Origin of the sequence: Thalassococcus arenae (assembly GCF_019104745.1) — a bacterium.
Taxonomy (GTDB): domain Bacteria; phylum Pseudomonadota; class Alphaproteobacteria; order Rhodobacterales; family Rhodobacteraceae; genus Thalassococcus_B; species Thalassococcus_B arenae.
In genome coordinates, this window is record NZ_JAHRWL010000001.1 from 600,371 (window position 1) to 619,007 (window position 18,637).

The window sequence follows — 18,637 nt, forward strand, 5'->3', positions numbered from 1 at the left end:
ACCTTCATGTTGGGCGCCGCAGACAGGATTTGCAAGACGGCGCAAGCCGCCGCACACTGCGCGCAAATGCCCGTTTCCCTTGCGGCAGCCAGGGTGTAAAGGGCAGCGCCAGTCAGGTTCGGCAAAACGTTTAACGCTGAACCATTTCCGGGAGGGGGATGAAATGTCCGACACGACCAACGAAACGCTGCGCCAGGCGGCGTTGTTCTATCACGAGAACCCCAAGCCCGGAAAACTGGAAATCCGCGCCACCAAACCACTGGCCAACGGCCGCGACCTCAGCCGCGCCTACAGCCCCGGCGTGGCCGAAGCCTGCCTTGAAATCAAGGACGATCCCGCCAACGCGGCGCGCTACACGACCCGCGGCAACCTGGTCGCCGTGGTGTCGAACGGCACCGCCGTTCTTGGCCTTGGCAATATCGGCGCGCTGGCCTCGAAGCCGGTGATGGAAGGCAAGGCGGTGCTGTTCAAGAAGTTCGCCAATATCGACTGTTTCGACATCGAGGTGAACGAATCCGACCCCGAAAAGCTGGCCGAGATCGTCTGCGCGCTGGAACCCACCTTCGGCGCGATCAATCTAGAAGACATCAAGGCGCCGGATTGTTTCATCGTTGAACGAATTTGCCGCGAGCGGATGAACATCCCCGTCTTTCACGACGACCAGCACGGCACCGCCATCGTCGTCGGCGCCGCGGCGGTGAACGCGCTGCGTGTCACGGGGCGCCGTTTCGAGGACATCAAGATCGTGTCGACCGGCGGCGGCGCGGCGGGCATCGCCTGCCTGAACATGCTGGTCAAACTGGGCGTCAAGCGCGAGAACATCTGGCTTTGCGACATTCACGGGCTGGTTCACGAAGGCCGGGCCGTGGACATGAACCCGCAAAAGGCCGCCTTCGCGCAAAAGACCGACCTGCGCACGCTGGCCGATATCGTCGACGGCGCCGATCTGTTCCTGGGCCTGTCGGGGCCCAACGTGCTCAAACCCGAGATGGTGGCCCGGATGGCCGACAAACCGATCATCTTCGCGCTGGCCAATCCCACGCCGGAAATCATGCCCGATGCCGTGCGCGAGGTGGCGCCCAAGGCGATCATCGCAACCGGCCGCAGCGATTTCCCGAACCAGGTCAACAACGTGCTGTGCTTCCCGTTCATCTTCCGGGGCGCACTGGATGTCGGCGCGACCGAAATCAACGACGAGATGCAGATCGCCTGTGTCGAGGGCATCGCGGCCCTGGCCCGCGCCACCACCAGCGCCGAGGCCGCCGCCGCCTATCACGGCGAACAGTTGACATTCGGTGCGGACTACCTGATCCCCAAACCCTTCGATCCGCGCCTGTCCGGTGTGGTGTCGACCGCCGTGGCCAAGGCCGCCATGGATTCCGGCGTGGCCACCCGTCCGCTGGACGATCTCAAGGCCTACAAGGCCAAGCTGGACGCGTCGGTCTACAAATCTGCGCTGCTCATGCGCCCGGTGTTCCAGGCCGCCCTGACGGCCTCGCGCAAGATCGTCTTCGCCGAAGGCGAGGATGAACGCGTGTTGCGCGCCGCCCAGGCGATCCTGGAGGAAACCACCGAAACGCCGATCCTGATCGGCCGTCCCGAAGTCGTCGCCCGGCGTTGCGAAAGGCTGGGGCTGGAAATCCGACCCGAACGCGACTTTACCCTGGTGAACCCCGAAAACGATCCGCGCTACCGCGACTACTGGGGCAGCTACCACCAGATCATGGCGCGGCGCGGCGTCACGCCCGATCTCGCGCGGGCGATCATGCGCACCAACACCACCGCCATCGGCGCGGTGATGGTGCATCGCGGCGAGGCAGACAGCCTGATCTGCGGGACCTTCGGCGAATACCGCTGGCACCTGAACTACGTCAGCCAGGTTCTCGGCGACGAAAACCATCATCCGCACGGCGCCCTGTCGTTGATGATCCTCGAAGACGGGCCTCTTTTCATTGCCGATACCCATGTCCGTTCGCTTCCGACCCCGGCCGAACTGGCCGAGACCGCTATCGGCGCCGCGCGCCACGTGCGCCGCTTCGGCCTGTCGCCCAGCATCGCCTTCTGCGCCCAATCGCAGTTCGGCAACCAGGCCGAAGGCTCGGGCAAGCGCCTGCGCGAGGCGATCGCCATCCTCGACGCCGAACCCCGCGATTTCCACTACGAGGGCGAAATGAACGTCGATACCGCGCTCGACCCGGAATTGCGCGAACGCATCCTGCCGGGCAACCGGATGCAGGGCGCGGCCAATGTGCTGATCTTCGCCCATGCCGATGCCGCGTCGGGCGTGCGCAACATCCTCAAGATGAAGTCCGGCGGGCTCGAGGTCGGGCCGATCCTGATGGGCATGGGCAACCGCGCCCACATCGTGACGCCCTCGATCACTGCGCGCGGATTGCTGAACATGGCCGCCATCGCCGGCACACCGGTGGCGCATTACGGATGATTCTGCGATATTTGCAGAAAATCCCTTAGCAGATTTGCAAATTGGCCGGGGGCCGGCGATTTTCTGCTAAAATCGCGCTGGTTTGCAAATATTTGCAGGCGCGATCCGGCGAAAAGCCGCAAATCCCCTGCGGTAATCTGTCCTGTCCGTCGGTAATAGGCTTGCCCGCGCGTCACCCGCGGCCTTACCCCTGTGCGCAGATTGCGAAGGAGGAGGGGATCATGGGCTACAAGGATGTCTATGCCGCGTGGAAGGCCGATCCGGAAGGTTTCTGGATGGAGCAGGCGCAGGCCATCGATTGGGACGAGGCGCCCAAGCAGGCGCTTTTCGACCGCGGCGATCACCTCTACGAATGGTTCGCCGATGCCAAGGTGAACACCTGCTGGAACGCCGTCGACCGCCATGTCGAGGCCGGGCGCGGCGAACAGACCGCGATCATCTACGACAGCCCGATCACCCACACCAAGCGCGAGATTTCCTATGTCGAGCTGCGCAACCGCGTGGCGACGCTGGCCGGCGCGCTGCGGGCCAAGGGCGTGGACAAGGGCGACCGCGTCATCATCTACATGCCGATGATCCCCGAGGCGCTCGAGGCGATGCTGGCCTGCGCGCGGCTGGGCGCCATCCACTCGGTGGTGTTCGGCGGCTTCGCCAGCAACGAACTGGCGGTGCGGATCGACGACGCCAAGCCGAAATGCATCATCGCCGCCTCCTGCGGGTTGGAACCGGGCCGCGTGGTGCATTACAAACCGCTGCTGGACGGCGCCATCGACATGGCGAAACACAAGCCGGATTTCTGTGTCATCTTCCAGCGCGAACAGGAAGTCGCCCACCTTGAAGAAGGCCGGGACGTGAACTGGCATGGCTTTCAATACGGCGTGCAGCCCGCGGAATGTGTGCCCGTCGAAGGCAACCACCCGGCCTATATCCTCTATACTTCCGGCACCACCGGCCAGCCCAAGGGCGTGGTGCGCCCCACCGCCGGCCACCTGGTGGCGTTGAACTGGACGATGAAGAACATCTACAACGTCGACCCGGGCGAGGTATTCTGGGCCGCGTCCGATGTCGGCTGGGTCGTCGGCCATTCCTATATCTGTTACGCGCCGTTGATCCACGGCAACACCACCATCGTCTTCGAAGGCAAGCCCGTCGGCACCCCCGATGCCGGCACCTTCTGGCGGGTGATCTCGGAACACAAGGTGCGCAGCTTCTTCACCGCGCCCACCGCCTTCCGCGCCGTCAAACGCGAAGACCCCAACGGCGAATTCATCCGAAAATACGATCTCAGCCAGCTGCGCGCCGTCTACCTGGCCGGCGAACGCGCCGATCCCGACACGATCGAATGGGCGCAGAAGATGCTGGGCAAGCCGGTCTACGACCACTGGTGGCAGACCGAAACCGGCTGGACCATCGCGGGCATGCCTGCCGGGATCGAAGCGCTGCCGGTCAAGATCGGCTCGCCCTCGGTGCCGATGCCGGGCTACGACATCCAGGTACTCGACGAAGCCGGCCACCCGATGAAACCGGGCGAGCTGGGCGCCATCGCGGTCAAGCTTCCGCTTCCCCCGGGCACGCTGCCTACACTCTGGAACGCCCCCGACCGGTTCAAGAAAAGCTACCTGTCGCATTTCCCCGGCTACTACGAAACCGGCGATGCCGGCATGATCGACGAGGACGGCTATCTCTACATCATGGCGCGCACCGACGACGTCATCAACGTCGCGGGCCACCGCCTGTCGACCGGCGGAATGGAGGAAGTGCTGGCCAGCCACCCGGATGTGGCCGAATGCGCGGTGATCGGCGTGACCGACCAGCTCAAGGGCCAGCTGCCGATGGGCTTCGTCTGCCTGACCTCGGGCGTGAACCGGCCGCATGACGAGATCGCGAAGGAATGCGTGAAACTGGTGCGCGACAAGATCGGCCCGGTCGCCGCCTTCAAGCTTTGTGCCGTGGTCGACCGCCTGCCAAAGACCCGGTCGGGCAAGATCCTGCGCGCCACGATGGTCAAGATCGCCGATGGCGAGGACTTCAAGATGCCCGCGACGATCGACGATCCGGCCATCCTGGACGAAATCAAGCTGGCGCTTCAGGGTCTGGGCTACGCCAAGTGAGGCAAGGGGGCGCGCCCCCTGCTTCTTCTCTTTGAAAAATACGCAAATCCGCGGGCGCCATACGGTGGCCGGATCACACGGGGGCGCTAGGTTCCGCGCATGCGCTTTATCTTCGCCCTTTGCCTTTTCGCCACCGCAACGCAGGCCGACCCTGTGATGATCGACGATTTCACCGGCACCGCCAAACCCTGGCGCTTTTTCACCGATCAGGTGATGGGCGGGGTGTCGACCGGGCAGGCGCGGATCACGGATGGCGCATTGCATCTGACCGGCGACGTGTCGACCGCCAACAATGGCGGGTTCGTGCAGGCCCGGCTCGAGGGACTTGCGTTGCCCGAAGATGCCACCGGCCTGACAATCACCGCCCGCGGTGACGGTCAGGTCTATTACATCCATCTGCGCACGACCGGCACGCGGTTGCCGTGGCAGTATTACCAGGCGGCCTTTACGGCACCCCGCGACTGGGCCGACATCACCCTGCCTCTTGCGGCCTTCAGGCCATCGGGATCGCTGCTGCGCGCCACGCCGCGTGCCCAGGATATCCGGTCGGTCGCGCTGGTGGCATATGGGCGGGATCACGCCGCCGACGTGCGCCTGTCCCGGATCGTCGCCGAGGTGCCTTGACGGCGCCGGTCCCGCCCGATCAGGTGACGCCGGGAGGGACAGATCATGCCATCTTCACGCATTCCGGGGTTCCACAATCTCAACCGCGCCGAACGGCTGGATGCGATCGCCGCGTCCTGCGGGCTCAGCGCCGCGCAGGCGACGCACCTGGCGGCCGCTGCCGCGCATGACGGCGATCTCGCCGATCACCTGTCCGAGAACGTCATCTCGGTGATGGCGGTGCCGTTGGGCGTTGCGACCAACCTCGTCGTCGACGGCACGGATGTGCTGGTGCCCATGGCGACCGAGGAAAGCAGCGTCGTCGCGGCCGTCTGCAACGGCGCGCGGGCCTGTCGCGAAACCGGTGGCGTCAAGACCGATGCCGACGATCCCCGCATGATCGCGCAGATCCAGGTGACGGGCCTGACAGAGCTGGACGCGGCGCGTGCGGCGCTGGACGCCCGGCGCGACGAGATCGCCGCGCTCTGCGATGCCTGCGACCCGATGCTGGTAAGCCTCGGCGGCGGCTTTCGCGAGATCGAGACCCGCATCGCCGGGCCGTTTCTCGTGTTGCACCTGATCGTCGATGTGCGCGACGCGATGGGCGCCAACGCGGTCAACACGATGGCCGAGAAACTCGCCCCCCATGTCGAGACATGGACCGGCGGCACGGTCGGCCTGCGCATCCTGTCGAACCTGGCCGACCGCCGGCTGGTGCGGGCCGAAGCGATCTGGCCCGCCCGCGAGATCGGTGACGAAACCGTTGACGGCATCGTGTCGGCCTGGGCCTTTGCCGCCGCCGACCCCTATCGGGCCGCGACGCACAACAAGGGTATCATGAACGGTGTCAGCGCCGTTGGCCTGGCAACCGGCAACGACACCCGCGCGCTCGAGGCCGGAGCACACGCCTTTGCCGCCAAGGATGGCTATGGCCCGCTGACGACCTATGAAAAAACCGCGGCCGGCGATCTGAGGGGCCGTATCGAACTGCCGATGCCGGTGGGCATCGTCGGCGGCGCCACCCGCGCCCATCCCACCGCGCAGGCGGCGCTCAGGATCTTGGGGGCGACCACCGCCGACAAGCTGGGCCGGGTCATGGCGGCGGTCGGGCTGGTGCAGAACTTCTCGGCACTGCGCGCGCTGGCCACCGAAGGCATCCAGCGCGGCCATATGGGATTGCACGCCCGCAATGTCGCCATCGTCGCCGGCGCGCATGGTGCGCAGATCGACCGCATCGCGCAGGCGATGATCGCCAGAGGCGAGATCCGCGAAGACGTGGCACGTGCGCTGCTGTCGGCCGAACGGGGACCGGCCCGGACCGAATGACCCCGATCAGTTCGGCGACATCGGCCGCAACCGCGGCTGCCGGGCAAAGAAATGCGCTGTATCCCTGCCGCCCGGCAAAACCTGCCCGGCTTCGTCGGTCGCCTCGGTCACATAGCTGCCGTCCGGTCCCCGGTAATAGGCGGTACACAACTCGCCCATCGACTCGAAGATGACGCCCATCACCTCGGTGAACACGTCCTTGAAGGCCTGGTCCGCTTCGCTGGTCACCTCGGTCGCGTAGCTGCCCGGCACACCGCAAGCGCGGTCGTTGCGGATCACCCCGCGCCCGGTGAAGCGCAAGGTCACGGGCTGACCGGCGATCGGCAGAACCAGGAAGGCCTCGGCGCCCAGATCGTCACCGGAACGGCGCAACACGCCGACGGACTCGCAGGTGTCGCTGACCGGATCATAGCCGGTGCATTCGAACGGCCGGCCCGCGGTTTCGCCCAGCACCTGGACAAAGGGAACGAACGCGCCCGGTTCCGGCGGCGGTGCTGCGCAACCCGCAAGCAGGGCAAGGGCGGTGGCGATGACGGCGGATCCGCGGATCATGATGCGTACCTCAGACGAATTGTTCACGGATCAGCCGTTCTTCCAGCCCGTGGCCGGGATCGAACAGCACGCGATGCGCGATGCCCGGCTCCGACCGGATGTCGACGCGCAGCACGTCGCGCACCGACCGCGAATCCGCCTCGGCCATGACCGGGCGTTTCTCGGGATCGAGCACCTCGAAGGTGACCAAAGCGGTCTTGGGCAACAGCGCGCCGCGCCAGCGCCGCGGCCGGAACGCCGCCATCGCCGTCAGCGCCAGCACGTCCGATCCGATGGGCAGGATCGGGCCGTGGGCCGAATAGTTGTAGGCCGTGGAACCGGCCGGCGTGGCCACCAGGGCGCCATCGCAAACCAGTTCGGCCATGCGCAACTTGCCGTCGACGCTGATCCGCAGCCGCGCCGCCTGCGGCCCGGCACGCAACAGCGACACCTCGTTGATCGCCAGTGCCTCGTGCACCGTGCCGTCGGCGGTTTCGGCGCGCATCGACAGCGGGTTGATCACCGCCTCTTCGGCAGCGCGAAGCCGTTCTTCCAAATCGTGTTCGGCATATTCGTTCATCAGGAACCCGACCGTGCCGCGGTTCATGCCATAGACCGGCGCCGGGTTGTCCTGCGTGCGGTGCAGCGTCTGCAACATGAAACCGTCGCCGCCAAGCGCCACGATCACATCCGCGTTCTGCTCGGCATGGTCGCCGTATCGCCGCGACAGCGCCGCCTTGGCGGATTGCGCGATCGGCGCGTTCGAGGCGCAAAAGGCGATGCGAAGCGACATGAGGTTTCCTGACCGGCCCATCCGGTTCCGAAACAAGCACAAGTTTACCCGCGCCACCAGAGATGGCGCCGGATTATTCGGACCTGTCGCTTTACAACCTTTGCCCCCGGGCCAGTTTCCTTTACGAAACGCTGCAATCCGAATCCGCAGAACAAGGACCACGGCCATGAACGCGCCTCACCGCGACACCGGTTTCTTCACCGAAACGCTTGCCGACCGCGACCCCGAACTGTTCGCCTCGATCACCGGCGAACTGGGCCGCCAGCGCGACGAGATCGAGCTGATCGCCAGCGAAAACATCGTCAGCCGCGCCGTGATGGAAGCGCAGGGGTCGGTGATGACCAACAAATATGCCGAAGGCTATCCGGGCCGGCGCTATTACGGCGGCTGCCAGTGGGTCGACGTGGCCGAGGATCTGGCCATCGAACGCGCCTGCAAGCTGTTCGATTGCGGCTATGCCAACGTCCAGCCGAATTCCGGCAGCCAGGCAAACCAGGGCGTGTTCACCGCGCTGCTCAAACCCGGCGACACGATCCTGGGCATGTCGCTGGACGCCGGCGGCCACCTGACCCACGGCGCCAAGCCGAACCAGTCGGGCAAGTGGTTCAACGCCATCCAGTACGGCGTGCGCCAGCAGGACAACCTGCTGGATTACGACCAGGTCGAAGCGCTGGCAAAAGAGCACCAGCCCAAGCTCATCATCGCCGGCGGCAGCGCCATCCCGCGCCAGATCGACTTTGCCCGCATGCGCGAGATCGCCGACAGCGTCGGTGCCTGGCTGCATGTCGACATGGCGCATTTCGCGGGTCTGGTGGCGGCAGGCGAACACCCCTCGCCCTTCCCGCACGCCCATGTGGCCACCACCACCACGCACAAGACCCTGCGCGGCCCGCGCGGCGGCATGATCCTGACCAATGACGAGGACCTGGCCAAGAAGTTCAACTCGGCCATCTTCCCGGGCATCCAGGGCGGTCCGCTGATGCACGTGATCGCCGCCAAGGCGGTGGCCTTCGGCGAGGCGCTGCGCCCCGAGTTCAAGGCCTATGCCAAGCAGGTCATCACCAACGCGCAGGCGCTTTCCGATCAACTCATCAAGGGCGGTCTGGATACCATCACCCACGGCACCGACACCCATGTCGTGCTGGTCGACCTGCGCCCCAAGGGCGTCAAGGGCAACGCCACCGAAAAGGCGTTGGGACGCGCGCACATCACCTGCAACAAGAACGGCGTGCCGTTCGATCCCGAAAAGCCGACCGTGACCAGCGGCATCCGCCTGGGGTCGCCCGCCGGCACCACCCGGGGCTTTGCCGAGGCCGAGTTCCGGCAGATCGCCGACTGGATCATCGAAGTGGTCGACGGGCTGGCCGCCAATGGCGAAGACGGCAACGGCGCGGTCGAAGCCAAGGTCAAGGCCGAGGTCGAGGCGCTCTGCAGACGCTTCCCGATCTACCCCAACCTCTGACCGCACCGCCCGATCGCGTTTCCGTGCGCCCCGCCCGATCCGGCGGGGCGTCCGTTTTGCGGGGTCAAAGCAACCCGGCCAGCGTCGCGCCGTGCAGGATCGTTTCGGCCCGGTGATGGCCCAGTTCGTCATCGACCCGAACGACATCCGGCACGACAACCACGCGCATTCCGGCCGCCATGGCCGACCGGGCACCGGTCGGGCTGTCCTCGAAGGCCAGGCAACGCTCTGGCGGCACGTTCAGACGCTGCGCCGCGATCAGGTAGGGTTCGGGGTGGGGTTTGGCGTTGGTCACGCAATCGCGGGTGACCACGGTGTGAAACCGCTCCAGAATACCCGCCGCCGCCAGCGAAGCCTGCGCCCCCCGGCGGCGCGACGACGTCGCGACCGCGCGGGGCAGTTGCAGCGTGTCGAGCGCCGCCAGAACATCCATCACGCCGGGCTTGAGCGCCATGCCCGCGCTTCGGATCGCGTCGAATTCCTCGCCCCAGGCCGCGTCGAAGGCGGGGACGATCTCGGCACCGAATTCCGCGGCCAGCCGCGCCTTGGTCGTCACGCCATCCGTGCCCACCAGCGAATGAAAGAAGTCCGGACGCATCGTCAGCCCAAATCGCCGCGCCGCGCGATTGGCCGATTCCAGCGCCACCGCCTCGCTGTCCACAAGGGTTCCGTCCAGATCGAAGATCACGGCCTGATAGGTCATGGTTTTTCCTGCCTGTTCGCGCCGCAAAGCTGGCCGTCGCGCGGACCATTGGCAAGGCACGGCCGATCACGAACCATGTCACGGCGTTTCGGAAGGAATTGCTTTTGCGCCGGACGGACCGCGCTCTACCATCGCCCCAGAACAGGAGACAGCCCATGCAGATCCACCGCGCCGGCAGCCGCCCCTCGCAATCGCCCAACCCCGACTACTTTACCGGCACGGTCCGGTTCGACCCGGTCATCGCGGCCCCCGATCCCGCCCGCCTGCACGCGCTTGTGGTGACGTTCGAGCCCGGCGCGCGCACCGCCTGGCATACCCATCCGCTGGGCCAGACGCTGGTGATCCTGTCGGGCCTCGGTCTGGCGCAGCGCGCAGGCGGGCCGGTGCAGGTGCTGCGCCCCGGCGACGTGGTCTGGTTCGAACCGGGCGAAAAGCATTGGCACGGCGCGGCGCCGGACTGCGCGATGTCGCATCTCGCCATGCAGGAGGCGCTGGACGGATCGGCGGCCGTCTGGCTGGAAAAGGTGTCCGACGCAGATTACGGCGGCCCGCGCGCCGAATGACGGGCTTTGCCGCAACGTCCCGGTATCGCAACACGCGCAACCGGTTTACGCATCCCGAAACGGGAGATGCGCCATGCAGGTCTACGACATCACGATTTCCTCGCCGCTGGGCGAAACACCGGCCCGGATCAGCTTTGCCGATGGCCAGGGGCACATGACCGGCAAAGGCGGGTCCGGCCCGATGGAGGCGCTGGAACAGGTGGATGACAACCTGACGTTCAATGTGCGCATCGACCGCCCCATGCCGATGACGATGAAATTCAAGGGCCGGATCGATGGCGATAGCCTGTCGGGCACGGTCAAGTTCGGCATGTTCGCCTCGGGCACCTTTGCCGGCAGCAAGAGCGCCTGACACACGGCGCCGCCAAGGGCTTGAAAAACCACGGACTTGCCCGCAGGGTCTTGCCGCAAGGAGACCGGCATGATCGCACGCACCCCTTCCCCGCCCCGGCAAAGCCGAACCCGCGCGCTCGAACACCGCATGGGCGACTGGATGCGCGCGCGCCTGCCCGACTGGGCGGTCGAATTCGTGATGTTCGTGCTGAAACAGGGCTGGGCCTGCCTGTTCGGCTTCCTGATGCTGGTCGGGCTGATCGTCAGCGACGCGATGTGGCAGCCGCATTGGGCGATCCATCGCTATGACGCGCTGGTGATCTGGGCCGTCGGCTTGCAGGCGGCATTCCTGGTTTTCCGGCTCGAGACGCTGCAAGAGGCCAAGGTCATCGCGCTGTTCCATTTGACCGGCACGGCGATGGAATTCTTCAAGGTCTCGGCCGGCAGCTGGGCCTATCCCGAACCGGGACTGTTGAAGGTGATGGGCGTGCCGCTGTTTTCCGGCTTCATGTATGCCGCGGTGGGCAGTTACATGGCCCGCGTGATCCGTATCTTCGAGATGCGCTTTGCCCCCTACCCGCCGTTCTGGACGACCGTCGTGCTGGCGGTGGCGATCTACGTCAACTTTTTTGCGCATCATTACATCTGGGATGGGCGATACGTCCTGATCGCGGCGACTTTTGTCCTGTTTGCCCGCACCCGCGTCTGGTTCCATATCGGCGACACGCCGCGCTGGATGCCGCTGCCTCTTGCCGCCTTCCTGACGTCGATCTTTCTGTGGATCGCCGAAAACGTCGGCACCAATACCGGCACCTGGCTTTATGCCGGGCAATCGGAATTCGACATGGTCAGCTTTGCCAAGATGGGGTCTTGGTATCTGCTGCTCTATGTCAGCTTCGTCACCGTGACGCTGGTGTTGCGCGACGCGCTGAGCCGCGAGGCGTGGGAACCCCGGACGCCCGTCAGACAACCAGCACAAGCACCAGGATAGAGGCGGTCAACAAGGCGATTCCCCCCAGTTCCCGCACCGTCACCCTTTCGCGGAAAAACAGCACCGAGGCGGCCAGCGAAAAGATCAGCTCGACCTGGCCGAGCGCAAAGACATAGGCCGCGGTCTGCTGGGTGAAGGCGGTGAACCAGCCCAGCGACCCGGCCATCGACGCCAGCCCCATCCAGACCGCCACCTTGCGCGCGCCCCAGACCGCCGCGATCTGACCCGGCTCGCGCCAGCGCAGCCAGGGCAGCAGAACGGTGCATTGCATCAGGTTGACGAAACTCAGCGCGACCAGGGCCCGCAGGAACGGGTCGGCGCTGTCCACCGCCAGCGTCGCGGCGCGATAGCCGACACCCGAGACGGCAAAGAAGAACCCCGAGGCCAGCCCCAACAGGATCACGCGCGAGCCCAGGTCGCGCCAGCTCGCCCGGGCATCGCCCGGTGTCTTGGACAGCAGCAGAACGCCCGCCAGACCGATGCCGATGGCCAGCCAACCGCCGACGGAAATGACCTCGCCCAGCAGGACCAGCCCCAGCAGCGCGGTCTGGATCACCTCGGTCTTCTTCAGCGTGATGCCCACGGCGAAATTGCGGGTGCGGAACATCATCACGACCATCACCGTGGCCAGGATCTGCCCGACGCCACCGGCCAGCCCCCACAGCCAGAACACCGGGTCGATCGCGGGGAACCCGCCGCCGCGCAGCGCCAGGTATCCCGCCAGCACCACCCAGGCAAAGGGCTGGGCATAGGCAAAACGCGCCAGCGTGCTGCCGGTGGCCGACAGTGTTCCCGTCGCCAGCACCTTTTGCAGCATGAAGCGCAGCGTCTGAAAGAACGCGGCGGCGATGGTGGCGGTAATCCAAAGCTCCATGCGCCCTTACTGGCGCGCGCCTACGGCTTTGGCCAGAGCGGATGCGGCACCGGATCCTTGGCGCGCCAGAAATGACGCCGGAACACCTCGGCATAGGACCGGTAGCGATAGCCCTCGTTGCGGTCGAGATACCGGGCGCGGTTGGCGAAATAGAGTTGTGGCAGGCGGTACCACGGCACCGCGGCATGCATGTGGTGCACGACGTGCAGGTTGTTGTTCAGAAACAGCCAGGCCAGCAGCCCGCGGTCTTCGATGATGACAGTGCGGCCGCGGGCGCTTTCATGCGCCTGGTGTTCGAGATAGGTGCGGATCTTGAGGATCGCCAATCCGGCATAGACACACATCGCCCAGGCCCAGAGCGGCATGGACGCCACCGATGTCATCCACCAAAGTACCAGCCCCAGGGCCGGCACATGCAGCGCCCATCCCAGCCAGACCCGCGCGATGCCGTGGCGCATCGCGGCCAGGTCCTGGGCGAGAAAGGACGCGGTGCCGACCAGCGGTCCGATCAGCAGCCGCCCGGCCAGCGTGTTGTTGGCCCGCAGAACCGCCCGGGCCCAGCCTGGCAGCGCGGCCCAGCGGACGGGGTCCAGGTAGTTGCTTTCCGGGTCGTCATAGGGATCGGTCAGGATGGAATCGCGGTGATGCGCCAGGTGGGTGTCCCTGAACCGCAGATAGGGCACGACGACCGACAGCGCCGGAAAGACCACGGCCGCGTTCCAGAACCGCGACCGGAAGGGATGGCCGTGCAGCGCTTCGTGCGTCAGCGAGGAATGCAGCGCGGTCGCCAGTGTCACCACGACCATCGCCAGCGGCAAGGCGATCGCGCTCAGCACCGTGGTGCCAAGCGTCCATGCCGCGTAACACACAGCCAGCATGGCCAAAGTCGGCCATTCCATCGGGAACGGCCACCGGCGCGCAACCGCCTTTTTCTGCGACCGTACGGCTCGCTCCGCAGAAACGCGGACTTGTCGCTCCATGCACCGACCCTTCCTTTTTTGCCCATCCTATCGGTGGCGCAACATGCTGATCAGGCGGGATTTGGTTCACAAATCTTTCAAAGCGTGATTATTGTGAACAACTATGAAGAAAATCGACAAGCGCGACCGTGCTTCCCTGTTCCGCGTCCGGCTGACCGAAGCGATGCGGCTGGCGCGCACGAACCAGACCGCTCTGGCGCGCGATGCGGGTGTGGACCGGTCGACGGTATCGCAATTGCTGTCGGGCGACGCGGCACGGCTGCCCAACGCGCATCTGGTCGGCGCCTGTGCCGCGGCGCTTGGGGTGTCGGCCGACTGGCTGCTGGGCTTGTCGGACCGGCCCGAGAACGCGGCCGACCTGATGGCACATTCGATGACCATGACCGATGCCGCCCGCGCGCTTGTCGACGAAACGATCTTCGGCTGGCACCGCGAAGCCGCCGGCTACAAGATCCGCCATGTGCCCGCGACATTGCCCGACATGCTCAAGACACCCGCCGTGCTGGATTGGGAATACGGCCCGCATCTGGGCCGCAGCGCGTCCGAAGCCATCGCCGCCTCGCAGGAACGGCTGGCCTGGATGCGCGCGTCGCTGTCGGATTACGAAATCGCCATCCCCATGCACGAACTGGCAAGTTTCGCCGAAGGCAACGGGTATTACGCCGGGTTGTCCGCCGATATCCGGGCCGAGCAACTGGATCACCTGATTGACCAGGTCGAAAGCCTGTATCCCCGCCTGCGGCTGTCGCTGTTCGATGCCCGGCGGTTGTTTTCGGCGCCGATCACGGTGTTCGGTCCGCTGCTTGCGGTGATCTATCTCGGACGGTCCTATCTCGCGTTTCGCGACACCGACCGCATCGCCGCGATGACCGCGCATTTCGATCACCTGGTGCGCGAGGCCAGCGTGGCCGAACGCGCCGTCGCCGAATACCTGGCTGTGTTGCGCAGCGCGCTCTGACGTGCAGAGCTAGTAAGGCATCGGCCATGCCTTGTGGGTCGCGTCCAGACGCGCCAGCAGATCCTCCGACAGCGTGATCTCGGCCGCCTTGAGCAGGTGCTGCAATTGCGCATCCGTCGTCGCGCCGAAGATCGACGAGGCCACGAAGGGCCGCCGCGCCGACCAGGCCAGCGCCATGTGCACCGGATCGATCCCGAAATCGCGCGCCACTGCGAGATAGGCGTCGACGGCCCCCAACACCCTTTCCGATGCCCGGCCGCCCATCTTGGGGTTCAGCGACATGCGCGAACCATCTGGCACCGTACCACCCTGATACTTGCCGGTCAGGTAACCCGCCGCCAGCGGCGAAAAGGGCAGAAGGCCGACATCCTCGTTCACCATCAGCTCGGCCAGGTCGGTATCGGCAAGCCGGCACAGCAGCGAATATTCGTTCTGGATCGACATCACTCGCGGCCCGCCGGTTTGCTGGGCCACCTGCAACCACATCGCCGTGCCCCAGGCGCTTTCGTTGGACACGCCGAAATGCCGGACCGTCCCGCGCTCGACCTCGCGCGACAGCGCGCCCAGGACATCGTGCATGTGCTGCACGGTGTCGGCACGGTTCTGTTTCGACGGGTCGTAGTGCCAGTTCTGACGGAACATGTAGCTGCCCCGGTTCGGCCAGTGCAGCTGGTACAGGTCGATATGGTCGGTCTTCAAACGCTTCAGCGATCCCTCGACGGCGCCGGGGATCGCGTCGCCGGTGATGGGCGCCCCGTCGCGCACCGCCTTCTGCCCCGCGCCGCTGATCTTGGTCGCGACGATCCATTCGGCCCGTCGCCCGGTTTTCGCGAACCAGTCGCCGACGATTTCTTCGGACCGCCCCGCGGTTTCCCTGGAAATCGGATTGACCGGATACATCTCGGCGGTGTCGAGGAAATTGATCCCGGCATCCAGCGCGCGGTCCATCTGGGCGTGGGCGTCCTCGGGCGGGGTCTGGGTGCCGTAGGTCATGGTGCCGAGACACAGTTCGGACACCGTCAGGCCGCTGCGGCCCAAGGGGTTCATACGCATGGGAAGGCTCCTGTTCGCTTTGGCCGCACGATAGGCAAGCACCGCTGCGGGGGCAAGCAACCGCCCCTGTTGCACCCTTGGCAATATGCTGGGAAAAAGGATGCGACCAAAGCAAGGGCGGGCGCATGGCATCGACGGGGCCGCTGATCCAGGCCGGGCTGAACCTGATCCAGCAGGGGCTGACGATCTTCGACGGCGATCTGCGGCTGGCGGCTTCGAATGCGCGCTTTGCCGAGATGTTCGATCTGCCGCCCGACCTGCTGAAACCCGGCACGCGCTTTGCCGACACGATCCGGCATCTGGCCGTGCGCGGCGAATACGGCCCGATCGAGGATCTCGAAGCCTTCATCCGGGCGCGCGTCGACCAGGCCCTGGCCTTCGAGCCGCATTACATGGAACGCACCCGCGCCAACGGCCGCACGATCAGCGTCGAAGGCGCGCCGCTGCCGCAGGGCGGTTGGGTCGCCGTCTATACCGACATCACCCGCGTCAAGGAACAGGAGGCATTGCTGCGCACCCGGTCGGAACTGCTGTCCGAAGAAGTGCTGCGCCGATCCGAAGCACTGGCCGCCACCAACCGGGAACTGGCCGCTACGATCAGCGCGCTGGAAGAGGCGCGCCGCGAGCTGACCGAGATGGAGGCCCGCACCCGCGCCACGACCGAAATGATGCCGGCCCATATCGCCCGCGTCGACGGCCAGGGCCGCTATACCTATTCCAACCGGCGGCTGTCATCGGTCATGCCGGGGCGACCGTCCAGCATTGTCGGGCTCCACATCTCGGACGCGCTCGGGCCCGCCTATGCCCGCATCCGGCCGCATCTGGAACAGGCGATGGACGGGCGTCAAAGCACGTTCGAGTTCACCGACGACGACAGTTCGCGCCGCATCCGCGCGGTATTCACCCCCGACCCGGTGGAAAAGGGCGTCTACATCCTCAGCCAGGACGTGACCGAGGAAACCCAGGCCCGCGCAGTGTTGCAACAGACCCGGCGGCGGGAAATGGCGGCACAGCTGACATCCGGTCTGGCGCATGATTTCTCGAACCTGCTCACGATCATCCTGGGCATGCAGTCCAAGCTGGCACGCCTGGCGCCGGGGCCGGAGGCCGAGCCTCTCATCACCGCGACCCTGCAGGCGGCGCGGCGCGGCGGCGATCTGCTGAACCGCATCGCAGACATCACCGCGCGCCGCAGCTGGCGGCCCGAGCCGGTGACACTGGCGGCGTTTCTCGACGATCTCGCCACGCTGGCGCGGCCGACACTGAGCGATGCGATGACGCTGGCCATCGCACCGCCGCCCGACGGCCGCGTTCTTATCGATCCGGGCCTGATGCAGGACGCGCTGCTGAATCTGGTATTGAACGCGCGTGACGCCTGCGGCGGCACCGGGCGGATCGACATCGAGATGCGCGAGGTGCAGGATACCTGGCTCGATATCACCGTATCCGACAGCGGGCCGGGTTTTTCCGAAACCGCGCTGCACCACGCGCTGGACCCGTTCTTCACCACCAAGGGGGGCGGCGGGTCCGGTCTGGGCCTGGCGATGGTCTATGACACCGTGAAACTGGCGGGCGGCGAGGTGCGGCTGGGCAATGGCGAAACCGGGGCGCGGGTGCATCTGCGCCTGCCCTTGCGCCGCGCCGACACCGCCGAGGCCGAAGGGCTGGTCTTGCTGGTCGAAGACAGCGCCGACCTGCGCATGACGATCCGCGAGATGCTGACCGGCGCGGGCTATTCGGTGATCGAGGCCGCCTCGGTCGACGAGGCCTGCGCGTTGGCCGACGGACTGCCCGACATCCGGCTGGTGTTGTCCGACATCCTTCTGGAGGGCGAAGCGACGGGGATCGACCTGCGCGACCGGCTGCGCGACAGGCCGGTCTTCCTGATGACCTCATTGCCGCCGCAGCACGCATTGCACCAGGCCGCCCGCAGCGGCGGGCCGGTCCTGTCCAAGCCGTTCTCGCCCGCCGAACTGTCCGCCTTCCTTCGCAGCGAAAGATCCGCCGCATGACTGCCCTGATCTCGATCCTGGACGACGAACCGGCGATCCGGGCCATGCTGTCCGAGGCGCTGACCGAGGCCGGATTCCGCACCCAGAGCTTTGGCCGCGCGACCGAGTTCGAGGCCGCCCTGCGCCACGCGACGCCCGATCTCTGCCTGGTCGATCTGGGTCTGCCCGACCGCGACGGTCTGAGCCTGGTGCATCGGCTGGCGCTTGAGAAAGGCGCCAGCGTCATCATCATCTCGGGCCGCGCCCAGGTGCAGGACCGCATCACCGGGCTGGAACTGGGCGCCGACGATTACATCATCAAGCCCTTCGATCCGGCCGAAGTGGTGGCCCGCGTCCGCGCCCGCCTGCGCAGCCAGAAACCGGCGGACAGCGCCCGACGAACAGCGCGGTTCAACGGCTGGGCGGCGCATTTCGACCGCTTCGCACTGGAAGATCCCGAAGGGCGTGAAACCGCCCTGTCACAAGCCGAAGGCGCGGTTCTGCGGCTTTTCCTGGAACGCCCCAACCGGCTGATCACCCGCGCCTTCATGCAGGAAAGCCTGGGCGGCACCGCGGGCGACAGTTTCGACCGGGCGATGGATGTGCGCATCTCGCGACTGCGCACCAAGCTGCGCGACGACCCGAAAAACCCGCAACTGATCAAGACGATCTACGGCGCAGGCTACATCTTTCTGGGCGAGGTGGCCTGGTCCTAGAAAAAGACGCCGCGAACCAGCGGCAGGACGATCACCGCCACGACGCCGACAGCGGCCCCCACGGCGAAACGCCGCCAGGGCGGCCCCAGCCGTGGCCCGGCCAGGCTCAGCGCGCCACAGATCACCGCATAGAAAACCAGCGCCAAAGGGTCCATCGTCCGTCCTCCTGGCGGACAACTTGCCCGACAAGGGCGGCGGATGTCCAC

General features: G+C 66.1%; 18 protein-coding genes. 11 read left to right on the plus strand and 7 right to left on the minus strand.

What is annotated here, in order from left to right:
- The first annotated feature begins 163 nt into the window (after window positions 1-163).
- The 4 genes from KUH32_RS02945 to KUH32_RS02960 all read left to right on the plus strand — a co-directional run bounded on the left by KUH32_RS02945 (window position 164) and on the right by KUH32_RS02960 (window position 6,483).
- Window positions 164-2,443, plus strand: coding sequence for an NADP-dependent malic enzyme (locus KUH32_RS02945; RefSeq protein WP_217776569.1), 2,280 nt, complete (start codon window positions 164-166; stop codon window positions 2,441-2,443).
- A gap of 221 nt (window positions 2,444-2,664) precedes the next feature.
- Window positions 2,665-4,554, plus strand: coding sequence for a propionate-CoA ligase PrpE (gene prpE, locus KUH32_RS02950; RefSeq protein ID WP_217776570.1), 1,890 nt, complete (start codon window positions 2,665-2,667; stop codon window positions 4,552-4,554).
- A 99-nt stretch (window positions 4,555-4,653) separates the two neighbouring features.
- Window positions 4,654-5,178: a CIA30 family protein gene (locus KUH32_RS02955; protein ID WP_217776571.1), complete on the plus strand. Its 525-nt coding sequence runs from the start codon at window positions 4,654-4,656 to the stop codon at window positions 5,176-5,178.
- A gap of 45 nt (window positions 5,179-5,223) precedes the next feature.
- Entirely contained in the window at window positions 5,224-6,483 is a 1,260-nt protein-coding gene (locus KUH32_RS02960) for a hydroxymethylglutaryl-CoA reductase, degradative (RefSeq protein WP_217776572.1), read from the plus strand.
- 6 nt (window positions 6,484-6,489) lie between these two features.
- Here the strand turns inward: KUH32_RS02960 and KUH32_RS02965 are convergent, their stop codons facing one another.
- Together KUH32_RS02965 and KUH32_RS02970 are read right to left on the minus strand one after the other, a co-directional pair.
- On the minus strand, window positions 6,490-7,035 hold the full coding sequence (locus tag KUH32_RS02965) for a hypothetical protein (RefSeq protein ID WP_217776573.1): 546 nt from the start codon (window positions 7,033-7,035) through the stop codon (window positions 6,490-6,492).
- A gap of 10 nt (window positions 7,036-7,045) precedes the next feature.
- Entirely contained in the window at window positions 7,046-7,807 is a 762-nt protein-coding gene (locus tag KUH32_RS02970) for an NAD kinase (RefSeq protein WP_217776574.1), read from the minus strand.
- A 166-nt stretch (window positions 7,808-7,973) separates the two neighbouring features.
- Here KUH32_RS02970 and glyA point away from each other — a divergent pair, with 166 nt between their 5' ends.
- The gene (glyA, locus tag KUH32_RS02975) at window positions 7,974-9,269 is read left to right on the plus strand and encodes a serine hydroxymethyltransferase (protein WP_217776575.1); all 1,296 of its coding nucleotides are present in this window, start codon (window positions 7,974-7,976) and stop codon (window positions 9,267-9,269) included.
- 64 nt (window positions 9,270-9,333) lie between these two features.
- On the opposite strand, the gene KUH32_RS02980 is transcribed toward glyA, so the two are convergent.
- On the minus strand, window positions 9,334-9,972 hold the full coding sequence (locus KUH32_RS02980; RefSeq protein ID WP_217776576.1) for an HAD family hydrolase: 639 nt from the start codon (window positions 9,970-9,972) through the stop codon (window positions 9,334-9,336).
- A 155-nt stretch (window positions 9,973-10,127) separates the two neighbouring features.
- Between KUH32_RS02980 and KUH32_RS02985 the strand changes: the two genes are divergently transcribed.
- From KUH32_RS02985 to KUH32_RS02995, 3 genes are all read left to right on the plus strand, one after another.
- Window positions 10,128-10,535: a (R)-mandelonitrile lyase gene (locus KUH32_RS02985; RefSeq protein WP_217776577.1), complete on the plus strand. Its 408-nt coding sequence runs from the start codon at window positions 10,128-10,130 to the stop codon at window positions 10,533-10,535.
- 73 nt (window positions 10,536-10,608) lie between these two features.
- Window positions 10,609-10,887, plus strand: coding sequence for a hypothetical protein (locus tag KUH32_RS02990; RefSeq protein WP_217776578.1), 279 nt, complete (start codon window positions 10,609-10,611; stop codon window positions 10,885-10,887).
- Between the two features lie 69 nt (window positions 10,888-10,956).
- On the plus strand, window positions 10,957-11,859 hold the full coding sequence (locus KUH32_RS02995; protein WP_254898972.1) for a DUF817 domain-containing protein: 903 nt from the start codon (window positions 10,957-10,959) through the stop codon (window positions 11,857-11,859).
- Here KUH32_RS02995 and KUH32_RS03000 read toward each other — a convergent pair.
- Complete coding sequence (locus KUH32_RS03000; RefSeq protein ID WP_217776579.1) at window positions 11,831-12,733, minus strand: DMT family transporter; 903 nt, start codon at window positions 12,731-12,733, stop codon at window positions 11,831-11,833. The genes KUH32_RS02995 and KUH32_RS03000 overlap by 29 nt on opposite strands.
- A gap of 20 nt (window positions 12,734-12,753) precedes the next feature.
- Window positions 12,754-13,632 (minus strand): fatty acid desaturase, encoded by an 879-nt coding sequence (locus KUH32_RS03005; RefSeq protein ID WP_217776580.1) that lies wholly within the window; start codon window positions 13,630-13,632, stop codon window positions 12,754-12,756.
- 184 nt (window positions 13,633-13,816) lie between these two features.
- Between KUH32_RS03005 and KUH32_RS03010 the strand changes: the two genes are divergently transcribed.
- Window positions 13,817-14,671 (plus strand): helix-turn-helix domain-containing protein, encoded by an 855-nt coding sequence (locus KUH32_RS03010; protein ID WP_217776581.1) that lies wholly within the window; start codon window positions 13,817-13,819, stop codon window positions 14,669-14,671.
- A 9-nt stretch (window positions 14,672-14,680) separates the two neighbouring features.
- Here the strand turns inward: KUH32_RS03010 and KUH32_RS03015 are convergent, their stop codons facing one another.
- Window positions 14,681-15,724 carry an aldo/keto reductase gene (locus KUH32_RS03015; protein ID WP_217776582.1) on the minus strand — a complete coding sequence of 348 codons (1,044 nt, stop codon included), beginning with the start codon at window positions 15,722-15,724 and terminating at the stop codon, window positions 14,681-14,683.
- A 125-nt stretch (window positions 15,725-15,849) separates the two neighbouring features.
- Here KUH32_RS03015 and KUH32_RS03020 point away from each other — a divergent pair, with 125 nt between their 5' ends.
- Both KUH32_RS03020 and KUH32_RS03025 read left to right on the plus strand, forming a co-directional pair.
- Complete coding sequence (locus KUH32_RS03020; RefSeq protein ID WP_217776583.1) at window positions 15,850-17,736, plus strand: hybrid sensor histidine kinase/response regulator; 1,887 nt, start codon at window positions 15,850-15,852, stop codon at window positions 17,734-17,736.
- Entirely contained in the window at window positions 17,733-18,431 is a 699-nt protein-coding gene (locus KUH32_RS03025) for a response regulator transcription factor (RefSeq protein ID WP_217776584.1), read from the plus strand. Before KUH32_RS03020 ends, KUH32_RS03025 begins: the two co-directional genes overlap by 4 nt.
- Here KUH32_RS03025 and KUH32_RS03030 read toward each other — a convergent pair.
- Entirely contained in the window at window positions 18,428-18,586 is a 159-nt protein-coding gene (locus tag KUH32_RS03030) for a hypothetical protein (RefSeq protein ID WP_217776585.1), read from the minus strand. The two genes, KUH32_RS03025 and KUH32_RS03030, sit on opposite strands and share 4 nt — an antisense overlap.
- Window positions 18,587-18,637: the final 51 nt, after the last annotated feature.